We start from the raw sequence: 25,596 nt of genomic DNA, 5'->3' as shown, positions 1-25,596 counted from the left end.
GTTTAATGACCAAAAGAATAATTTAAACTCAATTGAGGCAATCCAAAACTTAAATTAGCTGCATTATTGCGATCTCCTGGTTTTTTAGATTTAGCCTCAATATCAGTCATAGAAATATCCATTCTAAAAATTCCAATTAAGGTTAGATGACCTAAATTCAATTGCAATCCAGGACCAACAACTAAATCCAAATTATGTTTAGCATAATAATTTTCTACATCTTCACTTGTTGCTTTAAAAAAATAAAAAACTCGCTCTCTTGAAGAAGTAGCAGATGTTAAAATACTTGACTGGAATCCAACTTGAGCAGTGAAGGAAATTAATTTTTCCTGATTGGAATTCCATTTTAATAAAAGTGGAATTTTGATATATTTAAGCGAAGTATTATAATCCGCAATTTGAATTCCAGCGGTGCTGTACTCCTGACCTTGTCCGGAAAACAAAATACCAGATTGAACTCCCCATGCAGAAGAAATTTGGTAACCAAAATTAATACCAAAAGCAGACTTAAAAGTAGTTTGAAAATCCAACAAACCGCCTTCATCTCGATCATTCTTATTTAAGATATGTACATTATTAACCGCATAATTCACTCCAACAAAAACACCTTTACGTTGACCATTGACTAAAGTTGAAATCAATATTAAGTTCCAAATCAAAAATAAATTAATGTAGATTTTCATAATTATCGCTTTTAAGGTTAAACTAGACCGTATGCAAATATATGAAGAATTTATTTAATACCAAAGTGAAAAACAAAATAGCTCAACGGCCAAAGATAATTTTGTTATCATCGAACATTACTCTTAAACATATTGTAATTAAGTACTAGTGCAACACCTGGCAATATAAATCATAATGATAAAATAGGATAGAAAATTTACAATAACACTATTGATAATCATTGGAAGGAATTATTATGTAAAATCTACTTTATAGTAGTAGGGTTTGACATTATGTAATGACCTATTTGGCACTCGAGGCATTTTGTCTGTTCGCAATAATGCTTAGATAACTGCAACATGGCCTGACTTTGAGCAGCGCTAACAGCCTTTAAACCCATTAATTTCCAATCATTAGTATATTTGTTTTTCTCTGCGCCAACTTGGTCTAACCACGATAATGCTTTGGTGCATAAATCATTTGATAAAACGGTTTGCCCATAAACATATAGCAACGGACAGATAACATTAATGATCAAAATATCTTTAGTTTGTTTTCCTAAACGATGTCCATTACTTGAGGGAGATATTTTATCAAATAAATAATGTTCCTGCCAATACGTTGAAGGCGTTGTATCTAAAAATTCACGTACCTGATTTAAAGATTTAAACTCCAAAATCATTGCGAAAGGCCTTTGGATTGAACTGAAAAAACGAGCTATCTGGGCTAATCGCAAACTGGGAAAATGAGCAGGACGCAATCTCAAGAAAAGCCAGCTATTCGAGTTCATTTTCTTGAGTTTATATTTGGTAACTAAATGATTGAATTGATTATAAATCTGAGTTACATAATCTGATTGGTGAATATCCGGAATCATACCGGCTGTTCCAAATAATGCTGCCTCCAATTCCAATTCATTCAGTTTATAGACTAAATTCCAAGGCACCAATTGATTGAGTCTTGACATGGCTTCCGTATTTACCGGAGTGACTAAATACTGACAAAAATAATTATAAAACACAGCTTCCCAATCCTGTTCATTTGTAGCTAAAAGATCTTTGATTCGATTTGTTTTAGATTCCAATCGTTCCACCACCAATTTATCCAATTGACTTATTTTAACATGATTCGGTACTTGATTAAAAAATAAATGGCAAGGAATATGAAACTGACTATCCTTCAATAGATGATACCGCTCCAAATCTGTATTTAATACATAATGCTTCATTTCTAAAGTCAATAATGGTTGATCATTTACTAATATATCTACATCATGATTCCAGACTATATGTAAAATAATATTTTTGTAATTTGGATCATCTGAATGTTGATGTTTATTCCAATCAGATGAGTTAACATGAATTTCAATATTTCCAACCCAAATGACATCATCAATATTTAATTGAGCAAATAAAAAATCAGGACCTTGATCCGTATTATAATGACCTGGTTTAAGAACTTCAATTTGGGAACCATTTGTTGCTGATAAAACCTGACTCGTCAATCTTTTGGTTCGCCAAATATATTGCAAAAAATCTTCCTTCATCATTTGCGATTATACCATTGAAATTTATGTTGATATGGATTTTTGTCACTTGCCAAATGGTTTTCTTCATAGACTAATTTCCATTCATTGAGATCTATTTTTGGAAAATATACATCACCCCTTCCGTTATAATCTACTAATGTAACATACAATTGATCACATAAATACATGGACTGATTGTATATTTCTCCACCACCAATTATGAATAATTCTGTTTCTTGATTTGATTTTGCGATTGAAATTCCTTCTTCTATGGAGTGAGCGATTAGACAATTGGAAATAATAAAATAGGGATCACGAGTTATTACAATATTCGTTCTATTGGGCAAAGGCATGCCTATGCTCTCATAGCATTTTCTCCCCATTAGAATATGGTGTCCCGTTGTTGTCTTTTTAAAAAATTTCAGATCAGAAGATAGGTGCCATGGAATTTGATTATTCAATCCAATAATACCTTCAGCATTCATTGCAACTATTGCAGATATGATCATGACTTTTGTTTATGTATTAAATCTTTTTTCAACATTTTCTCTTCAAGGTCCTTGCGTTTCACGGTATCCTGCAAGTATTTCTCAATCATTAAAGAGGCTATGGGAGCAGCAATAAGTCCACCCCAACCTGCATTTTCGACATAGACAGCCAAAGCAATTTTTGGATTCACTTTAGGAGCGAAAGCAAAAAAAACAGAGTGATCATCGCCATGAGGATTCTGAGAAGTTCCGGTCTTTCCACAAATCTGAATTTCAGGATTGAAGGCCAATGTTGCAGTACCTGAATTAACTGCTAATTCCATTCCATCAATAACGGGTTCAAAATATTTTTTATCAATGGGGACTTCATTTTTAATTCTGAATTTCTCAGGAATTTCTACTTGTTCTGTATTAAATTTTCGAATCAAATGCGGTGTATAAAAATATCCCCGATTCGCAATGATTGCTGCTAAATTCGCCATTTGAATTGTTGTCAACTGCAATTCACCCTGACCAATTCCAACGGAAATAATATAAGTAGATCTCCACTGATCTGTCTTATATAATCTGGAATAATAATCTGAGGTAGGAATAAATCCACCTTTCTCTGTTGCCACATCTGAATAGAGGGGTTTACCTAAACCAAATTTATCTAAGTATCGATCTAAAATATCCAATCCACTTTTTGCTTTATTGAATCCATGAATTTCAATTAAATCCCTAAACGTTTCAATAAAATAAGAATTACATGAATGTTGGAGCGCGACTTTTATATTGTAAGGTTTAGGGTGATTATGGCACCCATATCGGACTGTTTTATAAAAATATGCACCATTACATTCATGAGAAGTGTTTTCATTCATGGTACCTTCTTGCATGGCAATCAGGGCTAAGATTGGTTTGAATATGGAACCAGGAGGATAAATTGCTGATGCCGATCTATCGAAAAGGGGTTTTAACGAGTCTCGCAATAAAATGGCGTAATCCCTACCTCTATTTCTATTAAAGGATAATAAATTCGGATCATAATTAGGAGAAGAAACCAACGCAAGAATTTCCCCAGTATTTGGCTCAATGGCAACGATACTTCCAACTTTATTTTTCATTAATTTTTCACCATACTTCTGAAGTTCGAGATCTATACCAATCATCATATCCAAACCTGAACGAGCATCTTTATCCAATCTTCCATTATCATACGGTCCAACCTCGCGACCCAAATTATCCTTTAAAATAAATTTCACACCCTTTTCACCGCGTATATAATCTTCATAACGTTTTTCCAATCCTGAAGCACCTATGTAATCACCTAATTTGTACGCACCTTCCGAATTAGAAATTTGCTGTGGTGTAGTTTCACTGATGTATCCAAGATAATGTGCTCCATTGGATTCTGGATATTCACGCACGGAGCGCAATACCGGAAAAAATCCAGAAAATCTAAACAAATTCTCTTGAAATGCCAGGAATGTTCTTGAATCAATATTTTTTAGAAAAACAAATGGAATAGATTTCGAATATTTGCCCATATGCCAATCTTTATTAAGATTCTCTATGAAGATCTCTTTTGTTATCCCCAATAATGAACAAAAGTGTGCAGTATCAATATTCTTATTGATATTTTTATAAGTAACATATAAATCATAGGCCGGATAATTAATAACCAATAGTTTTCCATTTCGGTCATAAAACAATCCTCTAGCCGGAAAAATAATATTTTGATTAAGTGTTGTGACATTTGCTTTATTAGCATAAAATGGATCTAACAATTGAAATTTGGCTAGTGTTCCAATAAGCATGACCGCCATTAGAATCACTACGACTCTGATGATATTAAACCTAATTTTTTTATCATCTTGACTCATTCACTAATTTTTTGAATTAATCAAAATTTGCATAATAAAAATAATAAAAATGGACACAACAAAACTCAATAGTGTCTTTATTAAAATTTCACCAAAATATACAAATGTAAATACTTCTAAAATAAAGTAACAAAAAATGTACACACCTATTAACAAGGATGCATATTGCAAAAACCAAAAGATTCCAAGATTGTAAGAATTTGGATTTTGGTCTACAGAGTAACCGGATTTGGGTTCTAAATACTTTAAAACGATGGGTCTAACTGAAGCCATCCATAGGCATGCCGATGCATGAACACCTATAGTCCCATAAAATAAATCTACAAAAATTCCAGAACAGAACGATATGACTAAAATAAAAAACTGCGGTAATGCAATCGGCAATAACAAAACTGCAACAGGATACACAATAATGGTGACATATTGAATTTGTGATTCCGAAAGGTTGATACCTTTAAGAATAAGCACTTGAAATGCCAATAACAAAATAAATCGAATAATGTGTACAACCCAAATACTATTCATATTTTTCTGATTGACTTTCTAAAAATTCTTTTTCTCCCTTCAATTTATTACCAATGATATATACCCGATCAATAGATGACAATGGTTGACTTAATTTAACATTAATCGTATACGTAAAAGATCCTGCTTCTACTTTATAGGCATCCACAAATCCGATCAACAAATTTTCAGGAAAAATGATACTATATCCGCTAGTAACTATAGAATCTCCTAGTTTGACATCAGCATATTTCTGGATATCTGCCAAGTTTAAAACCGATGGATCTCTACTTGTCCAAATCAATGAACCGAAAAAACCACATCTGCTTAAACGAGAACTAATTCTTGAGTTACTGTGAAGTACGGACATGACCAGAGAAAAATGAGCTGAGGTATCAATTATTATTCCCACTATACCTTTATTGGTAACTACACCCATGCCCGGAGAAATTCCTGCTGCACCACCTTTATCTAAAGTTATGGTGTTATTTCTTTTACTGATTGAATTATTAATTACTCTTGCCGGGACTACATTATAAGAAGAATAAAACAAATTGGATTGGCTAGAATCTATAGTCAAACTATCCTTCGAATATACCGGAATTCTATTAAACGACTTGGTTAATAAAATGGCATTTTCAGCTGCTAGACTATCAGATAATTCTTTAAGATGAATGTATGTTTTAAAATTATTATATCTGTCTAATATATTAGAAGCTATTAATTGTTTAGAATAGAAATATATTTTACTTTGATTCTGATTGTATTTTACAATCCAATAAAAACATAACAACTGCAATAGAATAAACAACAGCACAGATCCATTTTTAATTAATATGCGAAGTGCATTAAGCATAGGATCAAACTAACAATTTAGGATTTAGAGATGAGTTCAACTTTAAAAGCAACTCTATTCATAGAGTTCAGGGTTTATTACAAGCTTTTTCGATCAATTAAAAAAGAAAAACGATCTGTGTTTTTTAATGCGATCCCTGTACCTCGAACTACCGCTCTAAGTGGATCATCTGCAACCAGCACGGGCAACTTAGTCTTAATAGATAATCGCTTATCTAATCCTTTAAGTAAAGCTCCTCCTCCTGTTAAATACAAGCCTGTCCTATAAATATCAGCTGATAACTCCGGTGGTGTAATTTCAAGCGCTTTTAAGACGGCTTCTTCGATTTTCATAATGGATTTATCTAATGCTTCAGCTGTTTCTTCATACCGTATGATAATCTGTCGAGGAATTCCTGTCATAAGATCACGGCCATTAACTGCGTAAGGTTCCGGAGGATTGGTTAAATTTTTGGTTGCGGCACCAACATTCAACTTAATTTTTTCGGCAGTTCTTTCGCCAATCAACATATTATGTTCTCTTCTGATATAATCGATAATATCCTCAGTGAATTCATCTCCGGCGACACGAATGGATTGATCACACACAATTCCTGATAATGCGATAACTGCGATTTCAGTAGTTCCGCCTCCGATATCAATAACCATATTCCCGATAGGCTCTTCGACATCCAATCCAATACCTAAAGCGGCTGCCATGGGTTCATGGATCAAATAGGTCTCCTTAGAATCAACGTGATCGGCTGAATCGAAAACAGCTCTTTTCTCAACTTCGGTAATTCCTGAAGGAATACAAATCACCATTCTAAGATGGGTAAAAAACCGTCGTTTGTTCCCAATCATATTAATCATCCCTTGAATCATGCTTTCGGCCGCTTGAAAATCAGCGATAACACCGTCTTTCAACGGTCTGATGGTATCAATATTTTTGTGTGTTTTTTCATGCATTTGCATGGCTTTGTTACCCACGGCGATAATTTCACCCGTTTTCTTATTGATAGCTACGATAGAAGGTTCATCCACGACAACTTTGTCATCTTGCATTATTAACGTATTAGCTGTGCCTAAGTCAACAGCCAATTCCTGCATAAAAAGGTTAAAAAGTTTCATTATTTTTACTGAAATTCAAGTGTTTAAAAACAAAAACCAATCCAAAAGGATCATTTTGAACGAAATTCAAGGGAAGAGACACAAAAATACATTATTAAATTGAATTAATGAGTAAGGTTGGACTTATAAAGTAATTATAGAATCACAGCTCTTTAACTGAAAATTCGGGAAAACAACTTACTTTTTGAAATGATATAAATAATTTACAGAATATATAAGTAATTAATAATCTGTTATATTAACTTCAATTTTAAGTACTTCACTGGTACATTTGGCCCTGCCGTAATACACCATTCGAAACATATAATCCATCTTCAATTTAAAACTAATTCTTAATGCTGAATAGCTCAAATTGAATCTAATTTGGCAGTGATGGTATTGATATTAACATTCTCATTCATCAAAAAAAATTATAGATCTAAAATTGATCATAAAACACAAACTTATGACTAATAAAATAGAACATCTGTAACCCTAAGCCTCTAAAAGTGGTTGAAAAGAGCTAAAATCTGAAATTTTTCAGAACTCATATGAGCTCCAGTCTTATAGAATATATGGGACTTATCAGAAACTATTCCATCGATCATTCTAAATAAGATAGGGTCACCTTTGGATTGCGCTCCCAAATAAAATTTGTGATTACTCCCAAGGGTCGTCATTAATTGCCCTTCCTTTAGGCAAAACGTTTGTTAATCAGTACATTAAATTTAATCGAATTGAATGATAACAGCTAAGATCGATTTATATTTGTCCTAAATTTCGTTTATGCTGATTTTTTGGATTTTATTTTTTCTATTGTTATCGGCTTTTTTCTCAGGTACTGAAACTGCATTTTTTACTGCCAATAAATTGAATATTGAAATAAAGAAAAGCCGGGGATCCAATTCAGCACATATCATTCACCATTTTTTTGAACGACCAGATGATTTTATTGCTGTCAATCAAGTCGGAAATAATATTGCTTTAGTGACCCTATCTTATCTGCTTGCTAATTTTTTTGGTCCGTACTTAGATTTTTTTTCTATAGAAGATGGAACTAAAGTGGTTCTAAGTACGATATTAGTTACTATTACTATTTTAATTATTGGTGAATTTTTACCCAAGGTATTATTCAGATTGTATGCCAATGAATTGATATTAATAATGGCTTACCCGATATTATTTTTTAATAAAATATTATATGTTCCTGCCAAGACATTTTCCATCATTTCACATTTTTTAATTCGTAAATTTATTAGTAGTGCTCCGGATAAAGTTCGATATCGATTTTCCAATTTGGATTTAGAGCATTACATCGATGGTTCTATGAAATTATCAAATGATGAAATTGACGCTGATATTTTTAAAAATACACTCAATCTTAAACAGGTTAGAGCTAAAGAATGTATGATTCCACGAAATGAAATCGTGCATATCGATGTGAACGACACCAGAGAAGATTTAGTTCGATTATTCGCAGATTCCAATTTATCCAGAATTATTGTTACAGAAGAAGATATAGATAATGTCCTGGGATACATTCATCATCAACAAATGTTTAAGGACAACAAAAACATTAGAGAAATGATTATGGAAATGCCTTATGTTCCGGAAACGCTTAATGTATATGATCTGATGGTGCGTATGAATAAATTGCGTTTATCTATAGCATGTGTGGTTGATGAATTTGGTGGTACTTCTGGCATCATTACTTTCGAAGATATATTAGAAGAAATATTTGGTGAAATAGATGATGAACACGACAAGGAAGATTTCATTGAGCAAGAAATTTCAAAAAATGAATACTTGTTTTCCGGACGTTTAGAAATCAATTATTTAAATAATACGTACCACTTGAATTTGCCGGAAGGAGAATATCATACTTTATCAGGTTACTTAGTAACTGCTGCTGGCATTATTCCGGCACAGGGTATTGAACTTTTTTTAGACGGTTATCAATTTATCTTTGAATTGGTCAGTGATACTAAAATCGAAACAGTACGGGTTATTAGATTGGTCTAATTTATTTTCAAAAAAATCAGGATCTTTAGAAATTTTTTTAGCTCATTTAAATATCCATGATCACTGGGATTAGCTAAAATATTTATCTTTTATTCATATTCATGTCATTCCATAAAGGCATTGTGCAATTGATTTGTACAACATATCAACCGATTCATTTTTGTGCACTCATTGAAATAAAGATAGGAGATATTTTAACCATGTTAGGATTATTCCAAGTCGACAGTAAAGCATTAATGCTACTGTTCAGGTAGATTAATAGCGCAAATTAAACAAGAAATCACATCTGATTACGGATCATAATTATTACCACCAATGATGAATTTTATCATTACATTTGTGATCTAAAAAAATAATATGGCAGACCACAAAATTATATTTTCGATGACTGGTGTGAGTAAAATTATTGCCCCGTCCAAAACCATACTTAAAGATATCTATCTCTCTTTTTTCTACGGCGCAAAAATTGGAGTCCTCGGTCTAAATGGCTCCGGAAAATCTACTTTACTTAAACTCATCGCCGGAGTTGATAAAAATTATAATGGAAAAATTGAATTTGATGGCAATTTCAAAATCGGTTATCTGGAACAAGAGCCTATACTTGATGAAACAAAAACAGTTAAAGAAATAGTACAGCAAGGTGTTCAGAAATTGGTAGATCTTCTTAAAGAATATGAAGACATCAATTTAAAATTTAGCGAACCCATGTCAGATGATGAGATGAATCAATTAATCGAACGACAAGGTGAAGTTGGAGAACAATTAGAACATTTAGGTGCCTGGGAATTAGATAACAAATTGGAAGTAGCTATGGATGCGCTCAGATGTCCTGAAGGTGATACCCTAGTCAAAGTTTTATCAGGAGGTGAACGCAGAAGAGTTGCACTTGCCCGATTACTATTAAGCAATCCTGATATTTTATTATTGGATGAACCTACCAACCACCTTGATGCAGAATCTGTACTTTGGTTGGAACAATTCCTCAAATCTTTTCCCGGAACGGTAATAGCTGTTACCCATGATCGATATTTTCTGGATAATGTGGCAGGGTGGATACTTGAACTAGATCGAGGTGAAGGAATACCTTGGCAAGGCAACTATTCATCATGGCTGGAACAAAAATCAAATCGTTTAGCCAACGAAGAAAAGCAAGAAAGCAAAAAGAAAAAAATGCTAGATCGCGAATTGGAATGGGTTAGAACCAATCCCAAGGGTCGTCAAGCCAAGAGTAAAGCTCGGTTGAGTGCATATGATCGATTAGCGGGAGAAGAAGCCAAGGAGAAAGAAACCAAATTGGAATTATTCATACCACCAGGTGATCGGCTGGGTGACGTCGTTATCAATATGGAGCACGTCAATAAATCATTTGGAAATAGAATACTATTTGAAAATTTTAATCTTCAAATTCCAAAGAATGCTATCGTAGGTATAATTGGTCCAAATGGTGTGGGTAAATCTACATTATTTAGAATGATCATGGGTCTGGAAAAACCGGATAGTGGTAAAATCACCATAGGTGAAACTGTGAAAATAGCTTATGTAGATCAAAGTCACAAAGACTTGTTACCTGAAAAAACAATCTTCGAAGTTATATCAGGTGGTAATGATCTTTTACAAGTCGGAACCTATACTTTTAATTCCAGAGCATATATCAGTAAATTTAATTTCTCCGGCCAGGATCAAAGCAAGAAGGTTGGTGTACTATCTGGTGGTGAACGAAACAGAGTACATTTAGCCATGACACTTAAGGAAGGTGGCAATGTCTTATTACTGGATGAACCAACCAATGATATTGACATTAACACACTTCGCGCATTAGAAGAGGCCATTGAAAATTTTGCCGGATGCGTTTTGGTTATATCGCATGATAGATGGTTTATTGACCGATTGGCAACACACATTTTAGCTTTTGAAGATGATGCAAATGTTGTATTTTATGAAGGAAATTTTGCAGATTATGAAGAAAGCAAAAAACAACGATTGGGAAATGTAGCGCCACATCGTCCGCGATTTAAGAATGTATTGAGAGGGTAAAAAGTATTTGAACCTATTTTATAATATTCAAATACTTAGAAATTATTCATTCATCACAATTGCAAATTATTAAAAGAACATTTTGTTCGATATAATTTTTTATTTAGTTAATTTCATAATCCATTCGCACTAATCTTATTATTGCCCTATCCAAGGCAACATCAATCGAATTTCCTTAATTGTTTCATAAATTTTGATGGCATACCAACAAGCTACCCTTTTGCTTTCGTTTTAATTGTAATTGGACTTAATATATTCTAAACCTAAGTCTCATAATAAAATAACTTTTAGACTCAAAACTGCGTTAGTATAACAATATGAAAAAGAAAAGAAAGCACGAAAGTCCATCTGAACCGATTAAAGACCAATTCATACTGCGTTTTTTTGAAGAAAACTCCGGTAAAGCGGTTGGAATTAATGCCATACTCAGGCGCTTAAATTTAAAGAAACAAAGTGCACTGGAAGCAGCATTAGAACGGCTGGAAGAGAAAAAGTTAATCCGTAAATTTTCAGCAGGAAAATGGATACTCAATGGTACTGACGCTACATCAATTGTTTCCAATGAACATTTATATCAGGGTGTTGTGGATGTAGCACGAGCAGGCTTTGGATATGTGCTATGCAAAGGTTTAACAAGAGATATTTTTGTAAGCCAAAAGAATTTAGGTAGTGCTCAGGACGGAGATTTTGTGCAAGTCAAATTAGCCCGAATGTATTTGGGTAAACCCGAAGGCATCGTTGTCAAAGTATTGCAGCGTTCTAAGAGTCAATTTGTCGGTCTGTACAGAGCTTTTAAAAATGAGTCTGTCGTGATTATTACTTTAGGTAATCAGTCTATTGAAATTCCATTATATCGTGAAGATATCAAGAATTTAGAAGATTATGATCGGCTGGTTATAGAAATCACTAAGTGGAAAGAAAAACCTAATGACCGTATGTCCTGCAAGGTTATTAAGAACCTTGGGAAAAATAAGACTATTGACATGGAGATGGAAACCATCATAGCTAAAGCAGGATTTTCTTTAGCTTTTCCAGCTTCTGTTGTTCAGGAAAGTGAATCGATCCAAAACAGTGTTTCAGATTTAGATCAGCGTAGGGATTTTAGAGATATTACTACTTTTACTATAGATCCAATTGATGCAAAAGATTTTGATGATGCCATTTCTTATCAAATCAATGACAAGGGTCAATTGGAAATTGGGGTGCATATTGCTGATGTCAGTTATTATGTAAAACCAGATAGTGCTTTGGATAAAGAAGCTTTGAAAAGAGGAAACTCTGTGTATTTGGTGGATCGTGTATTACCCATGCTACCGGAACGCCTTTCCAATGAATTGTGCTCATTAAGACCGAATGAAGATAAATTAACCTTCTCCGTTGTGTTTACTTTTGACGAACAATTTGAAATCGTTCATCATTGGATCGGAAGAACTATGATTCATTCTAATCGAAGATTCTCTTATGAAGAAGTTCAAGAAATATTAGATCGAAAAGAAGGTGACTTTGCTCAAGAATTAATCAAGGTAAATCAAATCGCAAACCACATACGCAAATTAAGACTACAACATGGCGCAATAGATTTTGAATCCGAAGAAGTCCGATTTAAGTTAAATTCAATGGGGATGCCCGAATCGTTAATATTGAAACAACGATTAGAAGCTCACATGTTGATTGAAGAATTTATGTTGCTCGCCAACAAATATGTTGCTCAGTTTATGGCGATGAAAAATAAAGCTTTACCGGTTCCATTTGTGTATCGGATCCATGATGTACCAGATATGGATAAACTTGAGGAGTTCATGCTGTTCGTCAGAGAAATGGGTGTAAAAATTAATTTGACCACTCCCAAATTAATTTCCAAATCACTGAATCATTTGGCACAATTAATTCGGGAGAATGATGATTTAAAAATACTTCAACCTCTCGCTATTCGCACCATGGCAAAAGCAGCTTATAGTCCTGAGAATATTGGTCATTATGGATTGGCTTTTGAATATTATACCCATTTTACCTCACCCATAAGAAGATATGCTGATTTAATGGTTCATCGCATATTGTTTGAAAACCTGACCCATGAAAAACGGTTTAGACTAGATGCTGTTGAATCTCAATGCATGTATATTTCTGCACAAGAACGCAAAGCCATGGAGGCAGAACGTGAATCGACCAAATACTTTCAAGTCTTGTACATGAATGACCAAATCGGAAAAGAATTTGTGGGACGTATAACTGGTATGAATGATCGTGGATTCTATGTAGAATTAATAGATTCAAAATGTGAAGCTGTACTATCTTTTACGAGTGTTCCTGATAATATTATCGTTAATCGGAATAGATTATCTGCAGCATCATCGGTGTCTGACAAGGTATGGAAAGTTGGTGAACGAATTCATGTAAAAATTATTTCTGCTAATCTTGATGATCGGGAATTGGGTGTTGAATTTGCAGGAGAAATTATTGAGTAGGTTGTACAATAAATTACAACTTACTTATTTAATTTAATGGTGATTGAAAGGTTTTCAAATTAAGTAATGATAAACGCGTGTTAATTCATGACATGTATCTTACTAAATAGATGTTCTTTCTCTGAAAAAGAAATAAAATAATAGATGCCGCTGGGATATGGGCTTACATCAAATTCAAGTCCCAGCATACTTTCTTCCTGCTGTATCATTTCTTTAATCAGTTTACCTCTGCAATCATACATTCTGCAGGAGAATATTCTTCCTCTTGTGTTATTAACTATGTATTGTGCAGATTTAATGGAATAGGAAGATTGCCAAAACAATTTGATGGTTTTTTCATCTACTTTTACCGGAGTCGCATTCTTTGGTTTTAATTTAGGACCTGCATATTCTATGGCGCCAAGATCTACCGATGGACCCAATTTTCTTACGTTACCATAAAAATCATAGGCCGGCAGTTTTTCATTGATACCTGCATTAATGGCCGGGCTTTTTGGTCGCAATGAAAAATCCATAATATTTTCAAAAGCATTTGCTCTTTGAAATAATGGATCAGCTTGAATATCCACGGTACCCGGTGATAAAGTATTAAAATCCCAATACAAATTATTTTTAAACTGCACATTTTCCGGATTGTCCAATCTGCTTCCGGGCTTTAAATGATTGGCATAAAAAATATTATTATAAACAGAAACATTCTTGGCACTCTGCACAACAATTTCTCCACATTTTACAGCATCATTTCGGTTGTTCTTGAATGTTGTATTATTGATGATATCTACATTATTGGTTTCATAAATTTCTAGACCTACTCCTCCGTTTTTATAAATAATGTTATTGGAAATAAGCCATGCATTCTGGTAATCCAAATTTCCAGCAACCGTTGTATTGTTTCTGTTTTTACGAATCGAAATTCCACTTGCAGCTGCATTGGCTTCACAATTTTTTGTATTGGGATCCAATCGGGCCATTACGCGCTGATTAAAAATAATATTAGCATTTAAAATATTATGGTAGCCTTTATTATCATCGAAAGGCAACAAATATTGAATCTTAATGGCGCTGTTATTAAACTGACTAAATTCTCCATTATGATTGATTTGATTATAACTTATATTCAAGTAATCTGAATGATTGATTAATATACCACTTCCGGGACAATGGTGTATTACATTATTTTTTATATTTATATGGTGACACATTTTATTTTTTTCGGTAATCCTATTGATAAAAATTCCATTACCATTACTAATGAAGTCATTGGATTCATTTAGAAAATTATGATTTTTTTCAAATAATGAATCCATGGTAATTTCAAAACCTTCAATGGAAATGTATGCTACTGATTTAAGTTCAATAGCAGCTTCACCGGTGATATAAAGGACAGGCTTAACATCGCTAAAATTCTTAAATACGATCCATTTGTTTTCAAGACCGGATCTTTGGATGGTTAAGGCAACTTTAGTTTTAGGACTTGAATACATACCTGGCAAAACATATACTGTGTCACCCGGCATGGCCAGATCGGCAGCTCTTTGTAATGACCTCAATGCATGAGCTATGGAATTGCCCAATTGTGTATCATTACCTTCCGGAGACACGTAAATGCCGTTAGCGAACATTGAACAAGAAATACAGACAAACATCCAAATTGAAAGGTATCGAAAATTATACATGCTGTTAGGATAAGGTTATATACAAGACTATATTATTAGAGAAATCGCTGCAAACATAGATAAAAAAAGACTCTTCCTTGCGGAGAGAGCCTTTTTTGTGGGGGGAGTTAACTCGATTTTATTCTTTTATCCAAGCTATATTGTTGGCTTGTTGATTTCAACTTTGATATAACAAAGATAGATTGACCCTGGAACTTAAAACTCAGTGAAAACCATGATATTTAAAAATTCAGTGTATTCATGGATATTTTAAATATATACAATCTAAGCTTAATCCGTGGGTTAGCGGGATTTACCACTGTGTTTTTTTACATGGAATGGTGTACTATTATATTTCAGAAACGGGTCAATACGATGATTTCAGAGCCTACAAACTTCCTTTCGATATGAAGGGCCGGACCATGATTGGGATGATCCACTATAATTAACATCATACCAGAACATGATTTGATTTAAGATTAGAAACCTGTTTTCTGTGGTATGACATCATGATTACTGGTACAAAATGCTATAAAAGCACTTATTCGATCATTTTTTTAACAATTTCTTGTTAGATTATAGGAAAGGGTGTAATTTTGCACTCCGTTTGGAAAAACTGACCCATGGTGTAATGGTAACACAGCAGATTTTGATTCTGCCTTTTAAGGTTCGAATCCTTATGGGTCAACAAAGAAGGCTGGTTCATTCCAGCCTTTTTTATTTGTTCGATTTCCTTTTCTAATACATCTGCCATGAATCTAAAGCTTTTCAAATGCTTATTCATATTAAGCCTGATTGCAGCTGCCTGCAAAAATAATAAAACATTAAACGTACCCCATTTCGATAAAGACAAGGCTTATTCATTTGTCAGGAAACAAACACAATTCGGTCCACGTATACCCAATTCTGCAGCCCATGAGGCTTGCAAAGAATGGATGGTCAATTTATTCAAGTCTCAGGGAGCGGTGGTAATAGAACAAACCTTTGAAACGAATGCCTATGACAAACAGAAACTCCATGGAACCAATATTATAGCCAGTTATCATCCGGAAGCAAAACATCGAATCATGATAGCTTCTCATTGGGATAGCAGACCTATGTGTGATCAGGATCCTGATACCAGTTACATTAGACAAGCCGTTTTAGGAGCTGATGACGGAGCAAGTGGGGTTGGAATTATTCTAGAACTATCCAGGCTCCTACAACAAAATGAACTCAAAGATCTAGGTGTCGATTTTATATTATTCGATTGTGAAGATTATGGAGATGCTCAGGGAGCAGTGGAGACCTGGTGTCTCGGTAGTCAGTATTGGTCACGAAATAAGCACTCTGCTCATTATAAAGCTGATTATGGCATCCTTCTAGATATGGTTGGTGCAGCGAATCCTACCTATTATCAGGAAGAATATTCGCTTCAATTTGCGCCAAAAGTCATAGATAAGATTTGGAAGTTAGCACACGATGAAGGATATGGACAAAACTTCATTGCTAAAAAACGTCAGGGACTAGTGGACGATCATTTATTCGTAAATATGATAGCAAAAATTCCGATGATCGATATTATTAATTGTCCTCCGGGGAGTCAAACCGGATTTGTAAATCATTGGCATACTCACAAAGACGACATGAATGCGATAGACCCTCTTAGTCTGGAATTGTTAGGAAAAATATTAATAAAACTAATTTATCTGGAAGATCAAGGATCGATTTAATCGATGACTACAACCTTACGAATGATATTCAATTGTTGTTGAACAGATTTAATATTCAAGAAATATATTCCAGGCTTACAACTGAGTGTAGTACTTATGGTATGTTCGTTGTTGTCGAATATCCATTGACAAGGAACAATATGAGAAGCAGGGGATATTAATTCCAACTGAAGTCCTATTTCATTGAATGTTTTAGGAAGCTCTATGGTCAATTGACCTTGCGAAGAAACAGGATTAGGAGCTATTTTAAATGCTTTATGGTCAGCCTCATTTCCAACTGAGCTAACATTTAAATAATAGGAAAAAATCTTCTGACAGTGATTATCATCCGTTACGGTAACGACATAGGTGCCCGATGAAAGTTGATCTATTTTCGGGGTGGTTAGATCTTTATAATTCCATTTGTAAGTGTAAGGAGGAGATCCATTAGTAACATTTAATTCTATAGAACCCAGCTGATGACTTGATCCGGAATTAACGATAGCATTATCCTGCATGTTGCGAATATCTAAATGCATATACACTGTGGAATCACATGCTATTGCATTATTAAAAACTTGTTTAAAAACTCCCGAATTAAAATACAATTGATTGTTCCATTCGTATGGTGTTCCATCGCAAGTACTCACATAGAAATGTGAGGTAGAAGTAGCATTGAATTGAATATCTACATAAATGATGGAATCACAGCCTCCAACACTATAATCAGATAAAACCAATTTATCTTTAGGATGATTTTTATCAAATCGCACGCCGAATAAATCAATGTGTTCATTCTCGCACATGATCAAATGATAGTTTGCTAATTGTGGAGCACAAGTCAATGTATCACTGTGTACATATAGCGATAAATTCGGAACTTCGTCATTGCGAATTTCTACCGTATAAATTCCGCCATGGACTTTTTTGTTGAACGATTGGATGTATCTCGAACGCTCTTTAGAAACTACAATCACATCATTTAAAAACCACAAATGCTTATTACCTAATATGGTTTTATCGAATGGAATTTCCATCAAATGACTTTCTCCAGGATTGAGTTCTTTGTGCAACCCCAGAACAATATCAAGTTGAGGTGAATAAATTAGCTTTCCGGTAGCATTGATCTTATTGTCTTTTACTTTAATGACATCCTCGAATGTCAAGTGATTATTTGATATGTTCAAATAATTATAATAAACGTTACTAAAGCTTGGAATTTCATCAAATAGATTATCATTCAGATAAATGACATTGAGTAAGGATAGCTGGTTTAATCCTTCCGGAACCTTACCTTCAAAATGATTTTCCTGAATCGATAATTGGGTCAGATTACTCAATTTAGTGATTGATGCGGGCAATGAACCAGAAAATTGATTTTGTCCCAATCTCAGAATTTCAAGATTGGTTAAGTCACCAATGGATTCCGACAAAATCCCTTTCAGCAGATTATGACGCAAAGAAATTTCTTTGAGATTTTTTAGGGTAAATAATTCAGGAATCAATTCACCTTCCAATTTATTCTCAGATAAACTCAGAACTTCGAGTTGGCTCAGGTATTTAAGGTCCGCATCTAAATTTCCTGTAAGTTGGTTATAGGAAAGATTGAGACTCTTAAGCTTTTTTAACTGATACAACGATTTAGGAATCGTTCCTGTAATGTTGCATTGACTGAGATTCAAATCTGCCAATTCAGTAAACCGCGAAAAGTCGTTAGGAATTTGGTCTTGGTCAAAATGTATATCGGTATCTGCGAGATTCAAAAATTGGATATGGCAACCATCTGAACTGAGTTGGATTCTAAGTGGATCTATGAGTTCCAGACGATTAGAAAAATTCCAGTGGTCTATGGTTCCTTTGGATGCTAAATCAAGATAAATTTTTATGAGGGTGGTGGAATCTTCAGACCTGGAATCGATACAGGTCTGTGAATAGCTAAAATTACTAAAGAATGCCAATAACAGGCATGCGACTCCTTTTTTCATTCTCTGGTTAAAATCCCCAAATGGGTGAATATTAATCAATTGGTGCCCAAAAGTAAAACAATAAATTGGAATTTAAATAATATATTATGCATAAATTGTCACATATCTATTTTTTAATATATATAATTATAACATAATAAATATATTAAACATATATTTTTATTTATAATTTATAATGAAATGGATCCAACTCATGCATGTTTTAGTCCAAACACCAGAAAATTAATCCTTAATAAAGGTCTATTATCATTTTGGATTGCGAATTCTATGTTTTACCTTTGCGGCGTGATTGGAAAAAATTCCATCATGGTCCCATAGCTCAGCCGGTTAGAGCATCTGACTCATAATCAGAGGGTCCCTGGTTCGAGCCCAGGTGGGACCACAAAACCATAAATCCCTTTATTCTTCCGAATAAGGGGATTTTTATTTTTATACTGATTTTCAATAGTTTAGTTCATTAACTTTACAATCATATATAAGGATAACATAAATAAAGTAAAGAAAAAGCATACCCCGAACAATACCCTGACTTATATTTGTCTATTATTATTTAGCCAATGCTTGTAACAAAACATCGATTTTATTTAAAGGAAACGAATCCTAATAAACGTTCTCCACTATACTACAGGTGCTATATAAATGGACATCAATACAAACGAGGGTTTGGATACAGTGTATATCCTGGACTTTGGGACAAAAAAAATCAAAGGCCAATCGATGATAAGAAAGTAATAAGTGACTACCAAAAACAAGATCCCTATACTAAAACTAATATATCAAATATTAATGCACGAATATCTAATATCGAACAAACGGTCACTGGATATATTGAGACCTGTAGATTATTGCAAAACCCAATTAACAGGCTAGATCTTGACAAACTATTAAATGAACGAGTATTCCAGTCAAATCAAACATTAGACAACAAACCAAAAAAGGTACCAAAAAAAACGAATTCTGACAAACTGGATCTAACTTTAATTAGGGATTATTCTAAGGTTTTCATTCAGGATATAACATCAAGGCGGCGTCAAATTGGAGCTGGGGAACAGGCTACAAAATACTATTCACAATCAACAATAAAAGGATATCAAACTTTTTTCAATAACTTTATAGCCTTTGAAATAGGTCAGGGTGTTCGTTACAATTGGTCCCAAATCGACCACCATTTATACACGCTATTTGTCGAGTTTTGCAACTCCCAAGATTTTAGTCCCAACTATACAGGCAAAATGATAAAAATATGGAAAGTTATTGCAGTAGCTGCCTTTGATGATAGAATACATTCCAATTTATATTATAAAGACAAAAAGTTTAAGATCCTAAGAGAAAAGGTTCCAAAAATTTATCTAACAGAATCAGAAGTTACAATACTTGAAAATTTAGATCTTTCTGGAAATCCTGGACTAGAAAAAGCAAGGGATCTTTTTTTGATACAATGCTATACAACCTTAAGATTCGGCGACGCAATTCGACTCGATTTGGGCCATATTCAATCAAATAATGGTAGCAATATGATTCACATAGTAAGCGAAAAAACAAAAACCAAATTAATTATACCAGTAAAAACAAAACTCTTAACATTGCTTTCAAAACATGATGGAAGGGCACCGCAATTGACTGATCAAGTTGTAAATAGATATATTAAGGATATCGCTAAATTAGCTGGTTTAGACTATCCAATTGAATTTAAAGAGACCAGAGGAGGTATAAGCAATTCAATTAGGAAACCAAAATGTGAGTTAATATGTACCCATACTGGTAGACGTACAGCGGCCACAAATATGTATTTGTCAAATATCAAACCCATTGCAATAATGGCAATGACAGGCCATAAAACCGAAGAAATATTCTTAAGATATATCTGTGTCGATAATGAAGAAAAGGCCAGTGATGCAGCGAAAAACAAGTTTTTTGAATAACTAGTTAAGGCATTGATATACGAATTTACACTAAGAGATGTAAAATTATATCCCTCTAGCCACATATGCACTCAGAATTTCTTTTCAATTTATACATTTAATTTATATATGTATATAATTGAATTACAATATATTAAAAGTCTTATTATATTAATTTGGTTGAAATTTTACAATTTGAGTAAATTTATACAATCAAATATATTCAGAATGGAAACTTTTTATTTTGGCAGGTTAAATCTAATGAAAGGACTTTATAGCAAAGAAAAGAATATCACAGATTTACTTAATCATGGATTCATATTAAAGAAGCTAAATATAAATTATGGGATTTTTAATGTAGAGCTAATAAAACATGATGAATTAGGAAATATTATTACAGGAAAACTTGTTAAATATCAAGATAATAAAAAAGAAAACGTTATTGTAAAGGACTCTATTATTAGCCAATTGAACGTACCTGGTGTAATACTGGGTAATTGTGAGTTTTATTTGTTAGAAAAAACACATTTGATTGCTTACAATCCATATGGAAGGATAATTAGTTCTGAATCTTTCTGCAAAAATTTTACAGAAATAATTCTTTTAGGTAATGACTCAATGCTAATAGATTCTCAAATACATCCAGTCGTTGAGGAATTTAAATTTTTGGAGTTTTTAAGAAGTATGAAAGTATTAAAAAAATTTACAGTTTCACTAGTTCCTTCCAATCCAAATAACCGTGATTTATGGAAGGCAATGGACGAAAGGCTTAGGAATATGAATGTGTCAAAATATAAAGAAACCTTGGAAGCGGATAAAAATGAGGGGTTAAAAATTGACAAGTTAACGGAAAGTAAAATCCATATGGCCGAGGATGGGTATGGTAAGGCAACAGGCGAGGGTGTTTCTAAGGACGGTACGGACATAACAATAAGTACCAATGAAAAAGAGAGTATAATTAAAAAGAAAATTGAGCAAGTTGCAACACCTGATGAAAAAATTAGCTCATTAAAGTTAGTATTTGATAAAATTAATGAAAGGTTTACAAAAGAAAACACTAAATGAAATTTATTAGAAAATATTTATTTTCCTTTGACTTTGTTATAGCTTTAATTCTGTCCTTCATAGTATTTTACAAACTAAACAAAGAGGTTAGCTACGACCTGTCAAAAGACTTACTAAGTGTTGGAATAAATATCTTAACTTTAATATTTTCAATATTCTTCGCGGCACTTGCTTTTATGATAAGCTCATCGGATGATGAATTTGTTGCATTTCTAGAAGAAGAAAATATGTTTACAACTCTTGTAAACTCTTTTAAGTGGACGTTGTGGTCGTTATTTATCGCATTGGCGTATTGTATTATTCTGTATATATCAATTACTTATGAACATGATCTTTATCCGAATTGTATGGTAAATAGGTATTTTATATTGCTTTATTGTTTTACATTTTTCTATGCCTTAATTGCCACATTATTATCTACTAGTGACGCAATTAATTATGCCCAAAGAAGGATAAAATTCGTTGTGGCAAAAAAAACAAAGAACGACGCTTAATTGTCTGATATTCAACAACTTATTCTTAATCTCAAAATCAGGTGTAAATTTGTATATCATTGCACTAATTAATATTTATGAAACCATTTGTAATTACAGGAACAAAAGGAATATTTTTTTTAAAACGTCAAGATGGGACAATAGTAGATATTTCAGGATTTTTTGACACGATAGATAATGACTCTGGAGTAAAAGGATTAAAAGAAAAAGTAAAAATTTGGATGGATCAAGAATTAACACAAATACAAAAAGATGAGAGTTACAAGGAATTTAGCGTTGATCATAAAATCCTAATTTTAACACATATAAAAAGTGATTATAGATATTCAAAGGATAAAGAACTAGTTAATAAAGAAATTGATAGACTTTTAATAGTTCAGGAAGAAGAAATAAGATCACACATATACAATGAATGTCATCAAAAGGCAATAGTTTCAAAGGAAATAGCAAATGAATATCTTGATGAATGGATTTCAGATACAAGAAGAACAAAATTTCATGCGCAAATAAAGTTAAATGCACCTGATTTTGAGATTAAACATCTTGATAAACGTCTTGAATTACTAAATGAAATGAAAATATGGGTAAATGATTCACCGTATTTCGATGAATTAGCGCCTGATAATAGCAAACTAGATTCAGTCATTGAACATTCTGATATTAGTGAAATTATAGAGCCTTTTCAAATTGATCCATCATTGAACAGAAAAATGATCATGTTAGACAAATTAGGAATCGTAGAATTATTAGATAAATATATTAAGAAAAATTCATTGAATCCAACTAAAAAAAAATTAGCGTTATTAATATGTCAAGTTATTGGCAGCGATAAATTATCTACAATAGAACGATTTTTAACAATAATTTTTAATCCCGATTCACCTGATAAAAACAATCCAAAGACCTCTAAAAGTAAAAATCTCGATAAAGAAGTATCTAAATTACTTGAGACTATTCTTAATCAAAACAATAAGATTTAATAGCAGGGGAAAAAAAAGGGAATCCCCTTTAGTCATTACCTTAACCTTTGTCATAAACTTTAAATAAGTATATGTCACAAGTTATCGTATTAACAGAGGACCAACTTCAAAAATATTTTGATGATATGGTTCAAAAGGTTGAGTTCATAATCAAGAATTCCCAAAAAATTGAGGTAGCAACTAAGGAATGGCTAACAGCCAAAGAGGTTTGTACTTTATTAAAAATTAGCCTAACCACTTTACACGACTGGTCCAGTAAATCAATAATTAAAAAACATCGCATTGGCGGTCGTATCACATTTAGACATGATGAAATTATTGAATCTATCCAACGTATGGAGGCTAAAAGGAAGCACATATGATTTGTTTAGATTTATATTGTTCGAAGACTACCAATAAGATAAAGGCCTTTCTTCAAGGGCATTTAATGGAACACTTCAAAGTTGCTCAATGACAGATTATAGCACACTTGACATAAGTTATCTGGATAGGGACCACTTAATTAAATTATTACCCTTTTCAGCGCCTGCTAAGGTTGATGCCGAAACTGGAAATGTTGAAGTAATTGAACCTATTGAAGGAACAGTTAAACCAGTATTAACAGCTAAATATAAAAATCTAGTTTTTGAGATTTATCGAAATGGATTCATATGTGTTAAAGGATCACTCCATGTCTTTTTTAATAATGGAAAGCATAATCATAATGACTTTACCATTGATAACTTCATTTGGGTTTTAAACGACTTACAACAACGTTTTGGAATTATACCAGAAAAGACAACTATCCGACATTTGGAATCTGGATTGAATGAGGAAAAACTACCATTTCCAGTTCCTAAAATAATTCAAAATCTAATGTTTCAAAGTGGCAAAGGAAAGGAACCTTTGATTTTTAAGTATGAAAAACAAAAAACAAAAAGTGAATTTAAAACTACTGAAAGAGACGAATACACACTAAAGATCTACGATAAATCATTACACTATGGATTAGAGTCCAACATATTGAGGTTTGAATACAAGGCCCATGTTGGTAGCTCATTAAAATCAATTGGCATTCATTATCTGTCAGACTTACTAAATCCAGATATTCGAGTCAAGTTAGGACGACGGTTAATTTCATTATGGGACGAAGTAGTATTAAATGACTGGACCATTAGAACAGATGAATTATCATCCAAGCATCAAATTAAATTAAAAGACTGGAAAAATGCAAATTATTGGATTGACTTGCATAAAGAAACTAGAGATAAAAACAGAAATAAGTTTTCCAAGGAATTAGCTGAATATCGAAAAATAGTGCAAGATCATAGCGACAATGTTCATCAAGTCATAAAAGAGGCATTAATAGAAAAGTGGTGCAAGATCGTAACGGTAACCCAAACGACCCAAATAAGTCAAAAAGTGCAAGATCATAGTAATATAATAAATGATCTTGCACCTATTCCAGAACCAAAGAAATTGGAGGTTAAAAGAAGGTTATGCAGGGTTACAAGACTTGACATTAGTAATCAAATAAAAGGCAGCGTTTATTTGAGAGAATCAACGATTCAAAGAATTTATGAAAATGACTCAAAATTGTTCAAAGTCTTATTGGAGTATTTTGGTCCAAAATGGAAAAAAATCAATTCAATAATGGATGTATATGAAACGATCGCTAAAAATATTAGAGACATTTATACTAATCGAGAGGCAAAAGCACGGAAACAAATTCAAAAGTATAATTACGCAATAGAAAGATACAAAAATAGCCTATTCCCATTTGAAGACGAAAATCAAATAGATATCCAAAAAACAGCCTAAAAACAGAATAAAAACAGAATAGAAACGGCATAGAAACGGCATAGCATGAAAATACTGGTTAATGGTTTTAGCATTGAATTAGCATTGATTGAGATTATTTATCAATGCATTTCGAGTGATTTTTCGAGTGATTTATGATAAATAGACCAAGGTCAAAAACAAGCGTAAAACAGGCGCAAAACGAAATAATAACGAAATAATCACGAAATAATCACGCAATAGCACGGTGGTCGTACGGTGGTCGAATAATTAATCAATGTACTTTGGTCTTAAGGTTAATTTAGTGACGCACGGCAAACGCACGGTATAAAAACGAAGTTAAAACCAAGTAAACAAGAATAGAATAAGAATAAGTCTGGATTTATGACGGAGTAATGACGAAGTAATGACGAAGTAATGACGTAATAAATTTGACTTTTTTACTGGTGGTGGTGGTCTTTGCATTGAATAAGCATTGAACTCTAAAGAAGTACTAAATGGCATATAAATGGCGTAGAAACGGCGTTGAAACG

General features: G+C 33.1%; 18 protein-coding genes and 2 tRNA genes. 11 read left to right on the top strand and 9 right to left on the bottom strand.

Annotated elements, in window-relative coordinates:
* Positions 1-2: 2 nt before the first annotated feature.
* From IPK88_09725 to IPK88_09695, 7 genes are all read right to left on the bottom strand, one after another.
* Positions 3-683, bottom strand: coding sequence for an outer membrane beta-barrel protein (locus IPK88_09725; protein ID MBK8243691.1), 681 nt, complete (start codon positions 681-683; stop codon positions 3-5).
* 245 nt (positions 684-928) lie between these two features.
* Positions 929-2,209 carry a DUF2851 family protein gene (locus IPK88_09720; GenBank protein ID MBK8243690.1) on the bottom strand — a complete coding sequence of 427 codons (1,281 nt, stop codon included), beginning with the start codon at positions 2,207-2,209 and terminating at the stop codon, positions 929-931.
* The gene (locus IPK88_09715) at positions 2,209-2,700 is read right to left on the bottom strand and encodes a dihydrofolate reductase (protein ID MBK8243689.1); all 492 of its coding nucleotides are present in this window, start codon (positions 2,698-2,700) and stop codon (positions 2,209-2,211) included. Before IPK88_09715 ends, IPK88_09720 begins: the two co-directional genes overlap by 1 nt.
* Positions 2,697-4,544, bottom strand: a complete 1,848-nt coding sequence (locus IPK88_09710) for a penicillin-binding protein 2 (GenBank protein MBK8243688.1) — start codon at positions 4,542-4,544, stop codon at positions 2,697-2,699. The genes IPK88_09715 and IPK88_09710 overlap by 4 nt, the downstream gene beginning before the upstream one ends.
* Positions 4,545-4,547: 3 nt before the next feature.
* Positions 4,548-5,069, bottom strand: coding sequence for a hypothetical protein (locus tag IPK88_09705; protein ID MBK8243687.1), 522 nt, complete (start codon positions 5,067-5,069; stop codon positions 4,548-4,550).
* Positions 5,062-5,904 (bottom strand): rod shape-determining protein MreC, encoded by an 843-nt coding sequence (gene mreC, locus IPK88_09700; protein MBK8243686.1) that lies wholly within the window; start codon positions 5,902-5,904, stop codon positions 5,062-5,064. The genes IPK88_09705 and mreC overlap by 8 nt, the downstream gene beginning before the upstream one ends.
* Before the next feature lie 77 nt (positions 5,905-5,981).
* Entirely contained in the window at positions 5,982-7,013 is a 1,032-nt protein-coding gene (locus IPK88_09695) for a rod shape-determining protein (GenBank protein MBK8243685.1), read from the bottom strand.
* Positions 7,014-7,778: 765 nt separating this feature from the next.
* Between IPK88_09695 and IPK88_09690 the strand changes: the two genes are divergently transcribed.
* From IPK88_09690 to rnr, 3 genes are all read left to right on the top strand, one after another.
* Positions 7,779-9,014 carry an HlyC/CorC family transporter gene (locus IPK88_09690; GenBank protein ID MBK8243684.1) on the top strand — a complete coding sequence of 412 codons (1,236 nt, stop codon included), beginning with the start codon at positions 7,779-7,781 and terminating at the stop codon, positions 9,012-9,014.
* Between the two features lie 357 nt (positions 9,015-9,371).
* Positions 9,372-11,048: an energy-dependent translational throttle protein EttA gene (gene ettA, locus IPK88_09685; GenBank protein MBK8243683.1), complete on the top strand. Its 1,677-nt coding sequence runs from the start codon at positions 9,372-9,374 to the stop codon at positions 11,046-11,048.
* A 317-nt stretch (positions 11,049-11,365) separates the two neighbouring features.
* Complete coding sequence (rnr, locus tag IPK88_09680) at positions 11,366-13,513, top strand: ribonuclease R (GenBank protein ID MBK8243682.1); 2,148 nt, start codon at positions 11,366-11,368, stop codon at positions 13,511-13,513.
* An 80-nt stretch (positions 13,514-13,593) separates the two neighbouring features.
* Here the strand turns inward: rnr and IPK88_09675 are convergent, their stop codons facing one another.
* Positions 13,594-15,135, bottom strand: a complete 1,542-nt coding sequence (locus tag IPK88_09675) for a right-handed parallel beta-helix repeat-containing protein (GenBank protein ID MBK8243681.1) — start codon at positions 15,133-15,135, stop codon at positions 13,594-13,596.
* A gap of 650 nt (positions 15,136-15,785) precedes the next feature.
* On the opposite strand from IPK88_09675, the gene IPK88_09670 reads away from it, so the two are divergent.
* Together IPK88_09670 and IPK88_09665 are read left to right on the top strand one after the other, a co-directional pair.
* A tRNA-Gln gene (locus tag IPK88_09670) sits at positions 15,786-15,856 on the top strand.
* A gap of 64 nt (positions 15,857-15,920) precedes the next feature.
* A complete protein-coding gene (locus tag IPK88_09665; protein ID MBK8243680.1) occupies positions 15,921-16,880 on the top strand; it encodes a M28 family peptidase in 960 nt (319 codons plus the stop codon).
* On the opposite strand, the gene IPK88_09660 is transcribed toward IPK88_09665, so the two are convergent.
* The gene (locus IPK88_09660) at positions 16,877-18,844 is read right to left on the bottom strand and encodes a hypothetical protein (GenBank protein MBK8243679.1); all 1,968 of its coding nucleotides are present in this window, start codon (positions 18,842-18,844) and stop codon (positions 16,877-16,879) included. The two genes, IPK88_09665 and IPK88_09660, sit on opposite strands and share 4 nt — an antisense overlap.
* 308 nt (positions 18,845-19,152) lie before the next feature.
* Between IPK88_09660 and IPK88_09655 the strand changes: the two genes are divergently transcribed.
* The 6 genes from IPK88_09655 (at position 19,153) to IPK88_09630 (ending at position 25,084) form a co-directional block, all read left to right on the top strand.
* Positions 19,153-19,226 (top strand) — tRNA-Ile (locus tag IPK88_09655).
* Positions 19,227-19,401: 175 nt separating this feature from the next.
* A complete protein-coding gene (locus IPK88_09650; protein MBK8243678.1) occupies positions 19,402-20,766 on the top strand; it encodes a tyrosine-type recombinase/integrase in 1,365 nt (454 codons plus the stop codon).
* Positions 20,767-20,973: 207 nt separating this feature from the next.
* Complete coding sequence (locus IPK88_09645; GenBank protein MBK8243677.1) at positions 20,974-21,810, top strand: DUF4747 family protein; 837 nt, start codon at positions 20,974-20,976, stop codon at positions 21,808-21,810.
* 571 nt (positions 21,811-22,381) lie between these two features.
* Positions 22,382-23,284 (top strand): hypothetical protein, encoded by a 903-nt coding sequence (locus tag IPK88_09640; GenBank protein ID MBK8243676.1) that lies wholly within the window; start codon positions 22,382-22,384, stop codon positions 23,282-23,284.
* Between the two features lie 71 nt (positions 23,285-23,355).
* Positions 23,356-23,646, top strand: coding sequence for a helix-turn-helix domain-containing protein (locus tag IPK88_09635; GenBank protein MBK8243675.1), 291 nt, complete (start codon positions 23,356-23,358; stop codon positions 23,644-23,646).
* A gap of 88 nt (positions 23,647-23,734) precedes the next feature.
* Entirely contained in the window at positions 23,735-25,084 is a 1,350-nt protein-coding gene (locus tag IPK88_09630; GenBank protein MBK8243674.1) for a hypothetical protein, read from the top strand.
* Positions 25,085-25,596 lie beyond the last annotated feature (512 nt).

The sequence above is a fragment of the Candidatus Defluviibacterium haderslevense genome (assembly GCA_016712225.1).
Taxonomy (GTDB): Bacteria; Bacteroidota; Bacteroidia; order Chitinophagales; family Saprospiraceae; genus Vicinibacter; species Vicinibacter haderslevensis.
Note: the sequence above shows the minus strand (reverse complement) of the source record. Positions and strands in the feature narration are given on the sequence as shown.

Bases quoted from the DNA above. Each gene is read 5' to 3' on its own strand.
- ettA (MBK8243683.1), top strand. From the start codon at position 9,372: ATGGCAGACCACAAAATTATATTTTCGATGACTGGTGTGAGTAAAATT.
- IPK88_09640 (MBK8243676.1), top strand. From the start codon at position 22,382: ATGAAACCATTTGTAATTACAGGAACAAAAGGAATATTTTTTTTAAAA.
- IPK88_09645 (MBK8243677.1), top strand. From the start codon at position 20,974: ATGGAAACTTTTTATTTTGGCAGGTTAAATCTAATGAAAGGACTTTAT.
- IPK88_09675 (MBK8243681.1), bottom strand. From the start codon at position 15,135: ATGTTCGCTAACGGCATTTACGTGTCTCCGGAAGGTAATGATACACAA.
- IPK88_09635 (MBK8243675.1), top strand. From the start codon at position 23,356: ATGTCACAAGTTATCGTATTAACAGAGGACCAACTTCAAAAATATTTT.
- IPK88_09725 (MBK8243691.1), bottom strand. From the start codon at position 683: ATGAAAATCTACATTAATTTATTTTTGATTTGGAACTTAATATTGATT.
- IPK88_09715 (MBK8243689.1), bottom strand. From the start codon at position 2,700: ATGATCATATCTGCAATAGTTGCAATGAATGCTGAAGGTATTATTGGA.
- mreC (MBK8243686.1), bottom strand. From the start codon at position 5,904: ATGCTTAATGCACTTCGCATATTAATTAAAAATGGATCTGTGCTGTTG.
- IPK88_09660 (MBK8243679.1), bottom strand. From the start codon at position 18,844: ATGAAAAAAGGAGTCGCATGCCTGTTATTGGCATTCTTTAGTAATTTT.
- IPK88_09690 (MBK8243684.1), top strand. From the start codon at position 7,779: ATGCTGATTTTTTGGATTTTATTTTTTCTATTGTTATCGGCTTTTTTC.
- IPK88_09650 (MBK8243678.1), top strand. From the start codon at position 19,402: ATGCTTGTAACAAAACATCGATTTTATTTAAAGGAAACGAATCCTAAT.
- IPK88_09710 (MBK8243688.1), bottom strand. From the start codon at position 4,544: ATGAGTCAAGATGATAAAAAAATTAGGTTTAATATCATCAGAGTCGTA.
- IPK88_09705 (MBK8243687.1), bottom strand. From the start codon at position 5,069: ATGAATAGTATTTGGGTTGTACACATTATTCGATTTATTTTGTTATTG.
- rnr (MBK8243682.1), top strand. From the start codon at position 11,366: ATGAAAAAGAAAAGAAAGCACGAAAGTCCATCTGAACCGATTAAAGAC.
- IPK88_09695 (MBK8243685.1), bottom strand. From the start codon at position 7,013: ATGAAACTTTTTAACCTTTTTATGCAGGAATTGGCTGTTGACTTAGGC.
- IPK88_09665 (MBK8243680.1), top strand. From the start codon at position 15,921: ATGAATCTAAAGCTTTTCAAATGCTTATTCATATTAAGCCTGATTGCA.
- IPK88_09720 (MBK8243690.1), bottom strand. From the start codon at position 2,209: ATGAAGGAAGATTTTTTGCAATATATTTGGCGAACCAAAAGATTGACG.
- IPK88_09630 (MBK8243674.1), top strand. From the start codon at position 23,735: ATGACAGATTATAGCACACTTGACATAAGTTATCTGGATAGGGACCAC.